Raw genomic sequence first — 13825 nt, 5'->3', positions numbered from 1 at the left:
TTTGCCCCAAACGTAATACAAAGCGTCTTAAATGCTCTAATCGCCCCTCGTGCTCTACAGAAGAATCGTTTCAACCATGGATATCAAACAGCTCTGGATCAACATCCAAGACCTTTGGGGCGCCCTCGACCAGCACCCGCTCGTACACTCCAGTCTGTCGCTGCTGTTGCTTTTGGCGCTGGCGCTGTTCCTCGGACGGGTGGCGCGTTACCTCATTTTGCACGCGACCAAAATGCTCGGCCGCCAGCCGGCCTTGCACTGGATCAATGATTTCCTGCAGAACAAGGTGTTCCATCGCCTGGCGCAGATCACGCCTTCGCTGGTGATCCAGTTCGGGCTCAATCTGGTGCCGGACCTGAGCAAAACCAGTCTGAAATTCCTCGGCAACGTCGCACTGTCCTTCACCTTGCTGTTTCTGCTGCTGGCAGTCAGCGCCCTGCTCAATGCCTTGCTGGACATCTACGCCCGCACCGAGCACGCCCGCACCCGCTCGATCAAAGGCTATGTGCAACTGGCGAAAATGGTGCTGTACGTGTTTGGCGCAATCATCATCGTCGCCACGCTGATCGATCGCTCGCCGCTGTTGCTGTTGTCGGGTCTGGGCGCCATGTCGGCGGTGATTCTGTTGGTCTACAAGGACACCCTGCTGTCGTTCGTCGCCAGCGTGCAGTTGACCAGCAATGACATGCTGCGGGTCGGCGACTGGATCGAGATGCCCCAGGTGGGCGCCGACGGCGATGTGGTGGACATCACCTTGCACACGGTCAAGGTGCAGAATTTTGACAAGACCATTGTCTCGATCCCGACCTGGCGCCTGATGTCCGAGTCGTTCAAGAACTGGCGCGGCATGCAGGCTTCCGGTGGCCGCCGAATCAAACGCAGCCTGTTCATCGACGCCAGCGGCGTGCGTTTCCTGCGTGACGAAGAAGAGCTGAAGCTGTCCCAGGTGCACTTGCTCACCGACTACATCACCCGCAAACAGGCCGAGCTCAAGGCCTGGAACGAAGCCCAGGGCAACGTCGCGGCCATGTCGGCCAACCGCCGGCGGATGACCAATATCGGCACTTTCCGTGCCTATGCGCTGGCCTACCTGAAAAGTCACCCGGAGATCCAGCCGAACATGACCTGCATGGTCCGCCAGATGCAGACCACGGCCCAGGGTATTCCGCTGGAAATCTACTGCTTTACCCGCACCACGGCGTGGGCCGATTACGAGCGGATACAAGGGGATATTTTCGACTACCTGCTGGCGGTGCTGCCGGAGTTCGGGCTGAGCCTTTATCAGCAGCCGAGCGGCACGGATTTGCGTGCGGGGATATTGCCGGCGGTGCTGGGGGCAAGCCATATTACGGATATGAAAAAAACCTTATGAGCTGCTGCAGCCATTACCCGGGAGCGCTTCATCAACAAACGTAAGCGACTCCAGGGCCGTGCCGTTATACTCGACTCTTTTGGCAGATGCGTCGGACAATGCTCAATTCAATTCAAACGCTACGCGCGCTCGCGGCATGGATGGTGGTCTTCCACCATTACATGCAATTAGTTCATAACTTTCAACTTACCGACCCGGTGTCTGTTGCGATGCAGTGGTACGGGGCCATAGGCGTGGACTTGTTTTTTGTCATCAGCGGTTTTGTCATTTACCTTTCCGCTACCGGTAAAAATATTTCCCCCGGAGCATTTATCCGCCATCGACTGGCAAGAGTTGCACCTGCGTATTGGATATTCAGTGTCATTACAGCAGTTACATTGATGGTTTTACCGGGACTGGTACCACTGACGGTATTTGAACCCACGTTCCTGCTGAAAAGCCTGATGTTTATTCCTGCACAAAACCCATCCGGGATCGGCCTGTATCCTTTAATGACGGTAGGCTGGACACTGAATTACGAAATGGCCTTTTACGTCGTTTTTCTGGCCAGCCTGCTTTCCCCCGAAAAATTCAGGGTACCGACGATCATTCTTGGTATTTTCCTGTTGTACAAGGCGCTCCCGCACCTTGACGGCAGCCTTGCCTTTTACCACAACCCAATCGTATTCGAATTTGCATTCGGGATAGTCATTGCCTACGCATATCAAAAAAAGCTGGTACAACGCATTCCGTTGATTCCCGCTTTGATTATGGCGGCGGTATCCCTCGGCATGATTATTCATTATGGCCCGGCCACTCACTCGCCCTGGAAGTCCGGATTACCCTGCGCCGCAATTTTGGTTGCAGCGATATCTCAAGAACGTTTTTTCTCCAGGGTTGAAATAGTCAATAAATTGGGTGATTGGTCCTACTCAACTTATCTGTGTCATGTACTGGTCATTTCTTACATGATCAAAATCCAGCAGATGTTGAACCTCGGCCCTGTTACTACGCTGGCGATCATTATCGGCCTTGTTACCGTGATATCTGGCTTGAGCTACAACCTCATAGAAAAACCAATATCCAGATGGGTCAAGGCATACGATAAACGCCCAAGCGTAGTGCCTACCGGTGCTCCAAATTAAAGGCACCACGCCCGAAGCAGTTGGCGGATGCGCACTACGACGCGGTCAGCCTGGCAACACAAAACGAAAGTGGGAGCGAGTCTGCTCGCTCCCACAGGGACTGCTTCCGATTGAAAATGGGCGGCTTATTTGACCTGCCGCTGCGGTGCCTTGTGCACCATGGTGTAGGCGTAATCCACGCCCATGCCATACGCGCCGCTGTGTTCCAGCACCAGTTCCATCACAGCCTCGTAAGTATCCTTGTGCGCCCAGTCACGCTGGTATTCGAGCAGCACCTGCTGCCAGGTCACCGGTACCGCGCCGGCCTGAATCATCCGTTGCACCGACATGTCGTGGGCCTCTTTGCTGGTGCCACCGGAAGCGTCGGTGACGATGTAGACCTCGTAGCCTTCAGCCAGGGCTTCCAATGCCGGAAAAGTCAGGCAGACCTCAGTCCACAGTGCCGCGATGATCAGTTTTTTGCGTCCCGTGGCTTTGACCGCGTCAACCAGTGCCTTGTCTTCCCATGAGTTCATCGAAGTGCGTTCGATCGGCTTTTGATCCGGGTGCACAGCCAACAATTCGGGCCAGATGTAACCGCTGAAACTTTCGGTTTCGACCGAGGTGTAGATGGTCGGTACGTTGAAGATCTTCGCCGCCTTGGCAAGGCCGACGGTGTTGTTCTTCAGGGTCTGACGGTCGATGGACTGAACGCCGAATGCCATTTGCGGCTGGTGGTCGATCAGGATCAGGGCGGAGTTGGTTGGGTTGAGCAGTTCACGAATAGACATGGCGCGTTCCTTTTGATGTCGATACTTTCGAATGAATTCAGGGTTGGTCGACGTTGCCGCAAGAGGCTTTGCTGTCGGCTTGGATGTCACTTTAGGGGCTGGCCACAAAAGGGACAATTACCTAAAATCGAGAATCATTGATTCCAAAATAGGGACAATATGGATCGCATCGAATGCATGCGTGCCTTCGTCGTCACAGTCGGCGAGAACGGCTTCGCCGCAGCCGCCAGGACCATGGACGTGCCGCGCTCGAAAGTCAGTAAACAGATTCAGGCACTGGAAGAAGCCATCGGCGTGCAATTACTGCAACGCACCACCCGCAGCCTGCACCTGACGGAAGCCGGGGCCGAGTATTTCGAAGCAGCACGGGAGATGTTGGCGGCACTGGACGAGGCCGAGCAACGCGCCCGTGACGGCAGCGGCGAGTTACGCGGTGTATTGCGGGTCAATGCGCCGATGTCGTTCGGGCTTCGGCGGCTGGGGCCGTTGATTCCGTTGTTTCATGAACAGCACCCGAACATCGAGCTGCAACTGGTGCTCAGCGACCAGCAAGTCGACCCGGTAAGGGGTGGGTTTGACGTAACCATCCGCATCGCCAGCATGCCGGACTCGACGATGATCGCCCGGCAACTGGCGCCCGCACCGCGCATCATGGTGGCATCCCCTGCTTATCTCGAGCGCGCGGGCGTCCCGCAGACTCCGCAGGATCTGCGCGCCCATCAATGCCTGAACTACGGGTATCTGCAGAGCGGTGTCAGCCTGCAACTGTGCAATGGCAAGGAAACCCAGCGGGTCAATGTCACCGGCCCGTTGCACGCCAACAACGGCGACTTGCTCGCCCAGGCCGCCGAAGCCGGCATGGGCATCGCCCTGCTGCCCGACTTCATCGTCGAGGATGCGCTGGCAGCCGGGCGGCTGGTGCCGGTGCTGTGCGAATGGCAGGCCCCGGCGATCACCATCAACGCGGTGTATTCGTCGGCACGGCGGGTGCCGCAGAAAACCCGGGCGTTTATCGGGTTTCTGGTGGATCAATTGGCGCCGAAGTGATTTAGGGGATCACACAACTCCTTGTGGAAGCGGGCTTGCTCCCGCAGGGTTTAGTGAACGGTCAAAGGTTTTTGTATTCCCAACCGACTGATCCACACCGCCAGCAAAATCACCGAGCCACCAAACAACAACCGCCCCAGTTCTTCATGCTGGTTCCAGATCAGCAGGTTGATCAGCAACCCCACCGGCACATGCAGGTTGTTCATCACCGCCAGGGTACCGCCGTTGACCAGGCACGCCCCTTTGTTCCACCAATAGAGCCCCAAAGCGGTCGAGACCAGGCCGAGGAACAGCAGCACGCCCCATTGCAACGGTGCTTCGGGCAGGAAGTTCTGTTTGCCGAACAAGAGAAACGCCGGCAACGCCACCGCCAGTGCGCCGAGGTAGAAGAAGCCGAAACGTCGGTAATGCGGCAGATCGCTCGGATGGCGCGTGACCAGGTGTTTGTAGAGCACCTGCCCCGCTGCGTAGGTGAAGTTCGCCAGTTGCAACAACAGGAAACCCATGAAGAAGTCCGGGTTGATCCGGTCAAAGCGAATCACGGCCGCCCCCGCCACCGCCACCAGTGCCGCGACCAGGGCCCAGGGATTGAAGCGACGACTCAGTGCATCTTCAATCAGGGTCACGTGCAGCGGCGTGAGGATGGTGAACAGCAGCACCTCCGGTACCGTCAGTACACGAAAGCTCAAGTACAGGCAGACGTAGGTCACGCCGAACTGCAATGCGCCGATCAACAGCATGCCACGCATGAACGCCGGTTCCACCGAGCGCCAGCGGGTCAGTGGCAGGAACACCAGCCCAGCCAGCAGCACGCGTACCAGCACAGCGAAGTAACTGTCGACATGACCGGCCAGGTATTCGCCAATCAAACTGAAGGAAAACGCCTGGATCAGCGTGACAATAAGTAGATAGCCCATGCTCGCCTCATTTCGAATGGCGGCGACGATAGCGGGTTTTGCTGCTTACCGCGACTCGTCAGGCAGCACATCAATCCATGGTGGGAGCGAGCCTGCTCGCGAAAGCGCTGGATCAGGCAACACCGTTGTCGACTGACACTCCTCCTTCGCGAGCAGGCTCGCTCCCACAGGGTTTGCAGGGGCAGACCAAATCGCAGGCAAAAAAAAGCCCGATCTCGCTAAAGCGTTCAATCGGGCCAGAGCACTCAGGAGCAACAAGTGCGAAGGGAGATTCGATGCGCGTACAGGCTTGAAGGGTTGCGCCAGGTCACTAGACCACCCAGCGATTATCTGGCGATTAACGGGTCAGGCCACTTGCGAAAGCCTGGCGTTCGCCTGGTTCAGGCCTTTCTCCTGGAAGTCACCGCCCAGGTTCATGCCTTCGGCGTGGATGAACGTCACGTCGTGGATGCCAATGAAGCCCATGACCTGACGCAGGTACGGTTCCTGGTGATCGGCGGGGCTGCCGGCGTAGATGCCGCCGCGAGCCGTCAACACAAAGGCGCGCTTGCCGCTGAGCAGGCCTTGTGGACCGGTTTCGGTGTACTTGAAGGTCACACCGGCACGCAGTACATGGTCGAGCCAGGCTTTCAGGGTGCTGGGGATCGCAAAGTTGTACATAGGTGCGGCCATGACCAGCACATCGGCGGCGAGCAATTCATCGGTCAACTGGTTGGAACGCTCCAGGGACGCCTGTTCGATGTCGCTGCGCTGCTCGGCGGGTTTCATCCAGCCACCCAGCAGATTGATGTCCAGGTGCGGCACCGGCTTGACGGCCAGGTCCCGGACGGTGATCTGGTCATTCGGGTGAGCGGCTTTCCACTGGCTGATGAATGTTTGAGTCAACTGGCGAGAAACCGAGTCTTGCTGACGGGCACTGCTTTCAATGATCAGAACGCGGGACATGGGATGTAGCCTCCATCTGAGAATGCTGTAAGTCGATGGAGTGAAGGTTAAACAGAGTCATATCGATGAAAAAGCGCAAATAACTGCTATAACCCATCAATAAATTCGTTTATAAGCTCAACATGCCCTGTGGGAGCGAGCCTGCTCGCTCCCACAGAAGAGCCGGGTGTCATTTCGGGGTGCAGGTCAGCTCGATGCGCAGCTTGATGATGTTGCGGGTGAATTTGGCGGTGGCATTTTTGTGCTTGCCGGCCGGTACGTCGATTTTGCGGGTCCGCGGTGCTTCCGGGCCATTGATGAAAACGGCCTTGCAGCTGGCATCGACGTCGCCGTAGTTGGCCACCTGGATGGAGCCGATGTCGTTATCCGTGTCGTAGGTCTGGTAATCGATCTTCATGCCGTTGAGGTCTTTTTTCACATCGATCGGGTAAGCCATCGCCGTCAGCGGCAGCAGCGCCAGCAGCACACAACAGATTTTTTTCATTCAGCAGCCTCCAATAAGGGCTGCCAGCTTAGGACAAGAGGAGCTCAACATGAAAGCGCCCCGCGTGACCCTTGATCAATGGCGAACGCTGCAAGCCGTGGTCGATCACGGTGGTTTCGCCCAGGCCGCCGAAGCGCTGCATCGCTCGCAATCGTCAGTCAGCTATACCGTGGCACGCATGCAGGATCAGCTCGGCGTACCCTTGCTGCGCATCGACGGACGCAAAGCCGTGCTGACCGAAGCCGGCGGCGTGCTGTTGCGCCGCTCCCGGCAACTGGTGAAACAGGCCAGTCAACTCGAAGACCTGGCCCATCACATGGAGCAAGGCTGGGAAGCCGAAGTGCGCCTGGTGGTCGATGCCGCTTACCCGAGTGCCCGCCTCGTCCGCGCCTTGACCGCGTTCATGCCGCAAAGCCGTGGCTGCCGGGTGCGTCTGCGTGAGGAAGTGCTGTCGGGTGTGGAGGAAGTCCTGCTCGAAGGCGTGGCCGACCTGGCCATCACCGGGTTCAGTATTCCCGGGTACCTGGGCGCGGAATTGAGTGACGTCGAGTTCATTGCGGTCGCCCACCCGGAGCATCCCCTGCACCGCCTCAACCGCGAACTGAGCTTCCAGGACCTGGAAAGCCAGATGCAAGTGGTGATCCGCGACTCGGGCCGCCAGCAACCACGGGACGTCGGCTGGCTCGGTGCCGAACAGCGCTGGACTGTCGGCAGCCTGGCCACCGCCGCAACGTTCGTCAGCAGCGGCCTGGGGTTTGCCTGGCTGCCCCGGCACATGATCGAACGAGAACTCAAGGAAGGTACACTCAAGCTGCTACCGTTGGACCAGGGCGGCAGTCGTAACCCGAGCTTTTACCTGTATTCGAACAAGGACAAACCGCTCGGGCCGGCCACGCAGATTCTCATCGAACTGCTGCGTACGTTTGACACCGCACCACTGGACGCACCGTTCGCCGCCCCCGAACAAGCCTGACACGGAGTGTATGCATGGCCTATTTCGAACACGAAGGTTGCAACCTGCACTATGAGGAATATGGTCACGGCACACCGCTGCTGCTGGTCCACGGCCTGGGCTCCAGCACGCTGGACTGGGAAAAACAGATCCCGGCACTGGCCCCCCACTACCGGCTGATCGTCCCGGATGTGCGCGGTCACGGCCGTTCGGACAAACCCCGGGAGCGCTACAGCATTGCCGGGTTCAGCGCAGATCTGATTGCACTGATCGAGCACCTTGATCTTGGGCCAACACACTATGTCGGCCTGTCGATGGGTGGCATGATCGGCTTCCAGCTGGCTGTGGATCAGCCGCAACTGCTCAAGAGCCTGTGCATTGTCAACAGCGCGCCCGAGGTCAGACTGCGCAGCCGAGATGACTACTGGCAGTGGTTCAAGCGCTGGAGCCTGATGCGCATCCTTGGCCTTGGCACCATCGGCAAGGCACTGGGCGACAAGTTGTTCCCGAAGCCCGAGCAGGCCGACTTGCGACAAAAGATGGCCGAGCGCTGGGCAAAAAACGACAAACATGCTTATCTCGCCAGCTTCAATGCCATTGTGGGTTGGGGGGTTCAGGAACGACTTTCGAAGGTCACCTGTCCAACCCTCATCGTCAGTGCCGACCGTGACTACACACCGGTGGCACTGAAGGAGAACTACGTAAAACTGCTGCCCGACGCGCGGCTCGTGGTGATCGCCGATTCACGCCACGCCACGCCGCTGGACCAGCCGGAACACTTCAACCAGACGCTGCTGGAGTTTCTGACCGCAGTCGACACCACCACTCAGGATCACTGACCCATGCTGAAAAAAATCGCCCTCGCCGCAGGCTCCGTCCTGTTTGCCGCCAACCTGATGGCCGCGACGCCGGAAAAGGCCCCGCATGTGCTGCTGGACACCACCAACGGCCAGATCGAAATCGAACTGGACCCGGTCAAGGCTCCGATCAGTACCAAAAATTTCCTTCAGTACGTCGACAGCGGCTTCTACAACAACACCATTTTCCACCGGGTGATCCCGGGGTTCATGGCCCAGGGCGGTGGTTTCACCTCCTCGATGCAGCAGAAACCGACCAAGGATCCTATCAAGAACGAAGCCAGCAACGGCCTGCATAACGTGCGTGGCACGCTGTCGATGGCGCGCACTTCCGATCCGGATTCGGCCACCAGCCAGTTCTTCATCAACGTCAAGGACAACGACTTCCTCGACCCGGGCCGTGATGCCGGTTATGCCGTGTTCGCCAAAGTGGTCAAGGGCATGGATGTCGTCGACATCATCGTCAATTCGCCAACCACCGTTCGTGGCGGCATGAAGGACGTGCCCGCCGATCCAGTGCTCATCAAGTCCGCCAAGCGCATCGACTGAGACTAAGCTGGACAAGGATGTCCGAGCCGTTGCCGGTGTTTGCCGGCAACGCTCAAACCGTTAAAAGGAGAGCCCGCTCGCGGGCGAACTACCGATGCTTTATCGCCGTTTTGAAAAACTGATCGATGTTTTCCGTGAAGCACCGACGGCGTCTCCGCCGGACCGGGTCTTCCCTTTCTACACTTATTACCTCAAGCAGGTCTGGCCGAGCTTCGCCGCCCTGTTGATCGTCGGCCTGATTGGCGCATTGATCGAGGTGGCGTTGTTCAGCTACCTGAGCCGCATCATCGACCTGGCCCAAGGTACGCCGAACGCCGATCTGTTCCGGGAGCACGCTCTCGAACTGACCTGGATGGTGGTGGTTGCACTGGTGCTGCGTCCTATATTCGTGGGCTTGCATGACCTGCTGGTGCACCAGACCCTGAGTCCCAGCATGACCAGCATGATCCGCTGGCAGAACCACAGCTACGTGCTCAAGCAGAGCCTGAATTTCTTCCAGAACGACTTCGCCGGGCGCATCGCCCAACGCATCATGCAAACCGGCAACTCACTGCGCGATTCCGCCGTGCAAGCCGTGGATGCGCTGTGGCATGTGCTGATCTACGCCATCAGTTCGCTGGTGCTGTTCGCCGAAGCCGACTGGCGCCTGATGATCCCGCTGCTGACATGGATCTTCGCCTTCATCGGCGCGCTCTATCACTTCGTGCCACGGGTCAAGGATCGCTCGGTGGTGGCGTCTGATGCGCGCTCCAAACTCATGGGGCGGATCGTCGACGGCTACACCAACATCACCACCCTGAAGCTGTTCGCCCACACCCACTTCGAACAACAATACGCCCGCGAAGCGATCAAGGAGCAAACCGAAAAGGCGCAACTGGCTGGCCGCGTGGTCACCAGCATGGACGTGGTCATCACCAGCATGAACGGCTTGCTGATCGTCTGCACCACTGCTCTGGCCCTGTGGTTGTGGACGCAGTCGCTGATCAGCGTGGGGGCGATTGCCCTGGCCACCGGCCTGGTGATCCGTATCGTCAACATGTCCGGCTGGATCATGTGGGTAGTGACCGGCATCTTCGAGAACATCGGCATGGTGCAGGACGGTCTGCAGACCATCTCGCAACCGGTCACCGTCACCGACCGCGACCAGGCCAAGCCTTTGGCGGTGGCCCGTGGCGAAGTGCGCTTCGAACAGGTGGACTTCCACTACGGCAAGCAGAGCGGGATCATCGGCGACCTCAGCCTGACCATCAAGGCCGGTGAAAAAATCGGCCTGATCGGCCCGTCCGGTGCCGGCAAATCGACCCTGGTGAATCTGCTGCTGCGCCTGTACGACGTCGAGGGCGGACGCATCCTGATCGACGGCCAGAACATCGCCGACGTCAGCCAGGAAAGCCTGCGCGAACGCATTGGCATGATCACCCAGGACACGTCGCTGCTGCACCGCTCGATCCGTGACAACCTGCTGTATGGCAAACCCGACGCCACCGACGCGCAACTCTGGGAAGCGGTGCACAAGGCCCGGGCTGATGGTTTCATTCCTTCACTGTCGGACGCCGAAGGCCGCACCGGTTTCGACGCCCACGTCGGCGAGCGCGGAGTGAAACTCTCCGGCGGCCAGCGCCAGCGCATCGCCATTGCCCGCGTGTTGCTCAAGGACGCGCCGATCCTGATCATGGACGAGGCCACGTCGGCACTGGATTCGGAAGTCGAAGCGGCGATCCAGGAAAGCCTCGAAACCCTGATGCAGGGCAAGACCGTGATCGCCATCGCTCACCGCCTCTCGACCATCGCCCGGATGGACCGGCTGGTGGTGCTGGAAAACGGCCAGATCGCCGAAACCGGAACCCACGCCGAGCTGCTGGCCCATGGCGGTTTGTATGCGCGGTTGTGGCAACACCAGACCGGTGGATTTGTCGGGATCGATTGACCCGCAGGATGACCACATTACCTGTAGGAGCGAGCATGCTCGCTCCTACAGGGGGCGCAGTGAAGCCGATCGATCACAGAAAACCGTGCCGTATCGCTGGCTGGGCAAGGAAGACAGCTGACACGCTGAAGATCAGCCTTGTCGATAAGGCAAGGCTGACTTCGCATCCTCTGCATAAGCCATCACCCCCAGTCGCTCCTGCTCCAGAAAATCTTTCACCGCCGCTTTCAACCCCGGATGCCGCAGGTAGTGCCAGGAATGCGTAATGACTGGTTCGAATCCACGAATCAGTTTGTGCTCGCCCTGGGCTCCGGCATCGAAACGCTGGAAACCGTTGGCGATGGCATAGTCCATACCCTGGTAGAAACAGGTCTCGAAATGCAGGCGATCGAACTCTGCCAGGCATCCCCAGTAACGGCCATAAAAGCTGTCGCCCCCCACCAGGCTGAACGCCATCGCCACTGGCCGTGAACCCTGTTTGGCCAGCACCACGCGAATCGACTCCGGCATGCGTTCGGCCAACAGGCTGAAAAACGCGCGCGTCAGATACGGCGCTTGCCGGCGCACCGCGTACGTATTGGCATAGCAGGCAAAGACGAAATCCCATTGCGCCTGACTCAGCTCCCGCCCCTCCAGCCATTCGAACTGGAAACCCTGCCCGGCCACTTGCTCGCGCTCCTTGCGCATCTGTTTGCGCTTGCGCGAACTCAGCACGTCGAGGAAGTCCTGGAAATCCCGGTAGCCGCGATTCTGCCAGTGGTATTGACAGCCAACGCGCTGCAACCAGCCGGGCTGCTCGCTCAGCGCCGCATCGGTGAACGGATCGGTGAAGTTGATGTGGGCGCTGGAGAGTTGTTCTATCTCAAGGTAGCCCGGCAGGCTTTTCAATAATTCGAAACCGTCCTCTACCGTAGCCGCCAACAGCCGCGGCCCGGTGACAGGACTGAACGGCACCGCGGTCAACAGTTTGGGATAGTAATCGATGCCGGCACGTGCACAGGCATCGGCCCAGGCGTGATCGAACACGTATTCGCCGTAGGAATGCCACTTGCGATAACTGGGCAGCGCGGCGACCAGGCGCTCACCTTCAACGTGCAGCAAATGCTCGGGCTGCCAACCGGAATGAGGTCCGACGCTACCGCTGTCCTCCAGTGCGCTCAAAAAAGCATGACGCAGAAAAGGCTGACTCTCCGGAACCAGGGCGTCCCAGGTCTGCGGGGCGATTTCTGACAGTCTTTGCAGGCGTTGCAACGGCATCACCGTCCTCACTCTTCATGGCGTGAAAGCCCCGCGAGTATCGCCTATCGCTCTGCAATGCACACGGGCAAAACGACGACAGCGCTCTAACTCAATAGTTCACGACGACTTTGTATCGTCACCGACACGACATCACATTGCCACCGCTCTGTCATAAACCATCGCGATACTGGCGCCTGTTTTTAGAGCGCCGGGTTATACCCGGCCACTGTTTTCCGCCCCTTACGGTCGGTTGTGTCCCGGATGGCTCTGTCATCCCCTCTCATCTTCGGAGATTGATATGCGTCTTGCTTCCACGAAAACTGCGGCGGCCTTGTGCAGTGGCCTGCTGCTGGCCATGAGTGTTCCGGCCAGTGCCGCAGTCGACGCCAAACTGCTCGACATGCTCAAGGCTAATGGCTCGATCACCAACGCGCAGTACAGCGAACTGCAAGCCGAGCTGGCCAGGGATCAGAAAGAGCAGCAGATCGCCCGTCAGGCTCAGCAAGAGACTAACGAGCAAATCGCGGCCACCGCGAAGAAAACCGACGCACTGAGCACCTTCGACCAGAAGCTGGCGTGGGCCGCCAAGACCCAGTTCAAGGGTGACGTACGTTTCCGTGAAGAAACCGTGCACAACGATGGCGTGCCAAACAACAAGGACCAGGACCGTCAGCGCATTCGTGCCCGCCTGGGTGCCTACAGCGAGATCAACCCGCAAGTCGACACCGGTATCCGTATCGCTACCGGCAGCAACGACGACGCTCGCTCGACCAACCAGGACCTGAACAACTACTTCGACAAGAAGCAGATCTGGCTGGACCTGGGTTACATCGACTACCACCCTGACGCGATCAAGAACCTGCACCTGGTTGGCGGCAAAATGCCACAACAATGGGTGAGCATGGGCGACATCATCTGGGATAGCGACATCAACCCTGAAGGTCTGGCCGTCACCTACAAATACCCGCTGAGCGGCAGCACCGAGCTGTTCGGTAGCGCCGGTCACTACACCCTCAAGGACAACGTCGACGGTGAAGGCGTGCAGTTCAAGCATGACCTGCGTCTGTACGCTGGCCAGTTGGGCGCGCGTTTCGCCATCACCGACAGCATGAAAATGACGTTGGGTGGCAGTATCTACTCCTACGACAACGACAGCAGCAGTGCCTGCCCTACTTCCGGCACTGTTACCACGCCGTGCGCCCTGGCCGTCAACGGCAACAGCCCGGGCGAAACCTTCAAACTGTACGAAGGCTTTGGTCAGCTGGACTTCACCAACCTGCCAGTACCGCTGTCGCTGTACGGTCAGTACGTCAACAACACCGATGCCAGCAACGACCAGGACACTGGCTGGCTGGCCGGTGTGAAGTCCAAGGTCTACGGCTTCAACCTGGACTACAACTACCGCGACGTGCAGCGTAACGCTGTAGTGGGTGCCTTCACCGACTCCGACTTCGCCAACGGTTTCACCGGTTCGCGTGGCAGCAAGCTGAAAGTGAGCTACGACCTGGACAAGAACTTCGCCCTGGGCGCGACCTACTTCATGGCGACCTCGGACCAGACCAACGCCAACATCAAAAAGAAAGATTCGGACATCAACACCCTGCAACTGGATGCCGAAGCGAAGTTCTGATTCACCCCGCTA

The 13825-nt window shown here is 58.6% G+C and carries 13 protein-coding genes; 8 read left to right on the top strand and 5 right to left on the bottom strand.

Annotated features, from left to right (window positions below):
- Window positions 1-76 precede the first annotated feature (76 nt).
- Window positions 77-1372, top strand: coding sequence for a mechanosensitive ion channel family protein (locus CAF65_RS16625; protein ID WP_085717249.1), 1296 nt, complete (start codon window positions 77-79; stop codon window positions 1370-1372).
- 98 nt (window positions 1373-1470) lie between these two features.
- Entirely contained in the window at window positions 1471-2496 is a 1026-nt protein-coding gene (locus tag CAF65_RS16620; RefSeq protein WP_085717248.1) for an acyltransferase, read from the top strand.
- Between the two features lie 125 nt (window positions 2497-2621).
- Here the strand turns inward: CAF65_RS16620 and CAF65_RS16615 are convergent, their stop codons facing one another.
- A complete protein-coding gene (locus CAF65_RS16615) occupies window positions 2622-3266 on the bottom strand; it encodes a hydrolase (RefSeq protein WP_008018228.1) in 645 nt (214 codons plus the stop codon).
- 159 nt (window positions 3267-3425) lie between these two features.
- On the opposite strand from CAF65_RS16615, the gene CAF65_RS16610 reads away from it, so the two are divergent.
- Window positions 3426-4313, top strand: coding sequence for a LysR family transcriptional regulator (locus CAF65_RS16610; RefSeq protein ID WP_085717247.1), 888 nt, complete (start codon window positions 3426-3428; stop codon window positions 4311-4313).
- A gap of 50 nt (window positions 4314-4363) precedes the next feature.
- On the opposite strand, the gene CAF65_RS16605 is transcribed toward CAF65_RS16610, so the two are convergent.
- The 3 genes from CAF65_RS16605 to CAF65_RS16595 form a co-directional block, all read right to left on the bottom strand.
- A complete protein-coding gene (locus CAF65_RS16605; protein ID WP_085717246.1) occupies window positions 4364-5230 on the bottom strand; it encodes a carboxylate/amino acid/amine transporter in 867 nt (288 codons plus the stop codon).
- Between the two features lie 345 nt (window positions 5231-5575).
- Complete coding sequence (locus CAF65_RS16600; RefSeq protein WP_085717245.1) at window positions 5576-6175, bottom strand: FMN-dependent NADH-azoreductase; 600 nt, start codon at window positions 6173-6175, stop codon at window positions 5576-5578.
- A gap of 169 nt (window positions 6176-6344) precedes the next feature.
- Entirely contained in the window at window positions 6345-6659 is a 315-nt protein-coding gene (locus CAF65_RS16595; RefSeq protein ID WP_085717244.1) for a 3-phosphoglycerate kinase, read from the bottom strand.
- Between the two features lie 49 nt (window positions 6660-6708).
- Here CAF65_RS16595 and CAF65_RS16590 point away from each other — a divergent pair, with 49 nt between their 5' ends.
- The 4 genes from CAF65_RS16590 to CAF65_RS16575 all read left to right on the top strand — a co-directional run bounded on the left by CAF65_RS16590 (window position 6709) and on the right by CAF65_RS16575 (window position 10944).
- Entirely contained in the window at window positions 6709-7632 is a 924-nt protein-coding gene (locus tag CAF65_RS16590; protein ID WP_085717243.1) for a LysR family transcriptional regulator, read from the top strand.
- 14 nt (window positions 7633-7646) lie between these two features.
- The gene (locus CAF65_RS16585; protein ID WP_085717242.1) at window positions 7647-8450 is read left to right on the top strand and encodes an alpha/beta fold hydrolase; all 804 of its coding nucleotides are present in this window, start codon (window positions 7647-7649) and stop codon (window positions 8448-8450) included.
- 3 nt (window positions 8451-8453) lie between these two features.
- On the top strand, window positions 8454-9017 hold the full coding sequence (locus CAF65_RS16580; RefSeq protein ID WP_085717241.1) for a peptidylprolyl isomerase: 564 nt from the start codon (window positions 8454-8456) through the stop codon (window positions 9015-9017).
- Between the two features lie 94 nt (window positions 9018-9111).
- Entirely contained in the window at window positions 9112-10944 is a 1833-nt protein-coding gene (locus CAF65_RS16575; RefSeq protein ID WP_085717240.1) for an ABC transporter ATP-binding protein, read from the top strand.
- A gap of 132 nt (window positions 10945-11076) precedes the next feature.
- On the opposite strand, the gene CAF65_RS16570 is transcribed toward CAF65_RS16575, so the two are convergent.
- On the bottom strand, window positions 11077-12201 hold the full coding sequence (locus CAF65_RS16570) for a GNAT family N-acetyltransferase (protein ID WP_085717239.1): 1125 nt from the start codon (window positions 12199-12201) through the stop codon (window positions 11077-11079).
- A gap of 280 nt (window positions 12202-12481) precedes the next feature.
- On the opposite strand from CAF65_RS16570, the gene CAF65_RS16565 reads away from it, so the two are divergent.
- A complete protein-coding gene (locus tag CAF65_RS16565) occupies window positions 12482-13813 on the top strand; it encodes a putative porin (protein ID WP_085717238.1) in 1332 nt (443 codons plus the stop codon).
- The last annotated feature ends 12 nt before the right edge of the window (window positions 13814-13825 follow it).

The sequence above is a fragment of the Pseudomonas sp. B28(2017) genome, assembly GCF_002113025.1.
GTDB lineage: Bacteria > Pseudomonadota > Gammaproteobacteria > Pseudomonadales > Pseudomonadaceae > Aquipseudomonas.
Note: the sequence above shows the minus strand (reverse complement) of the source record. Positions and strands in the feature narration are given on the sequence as shown.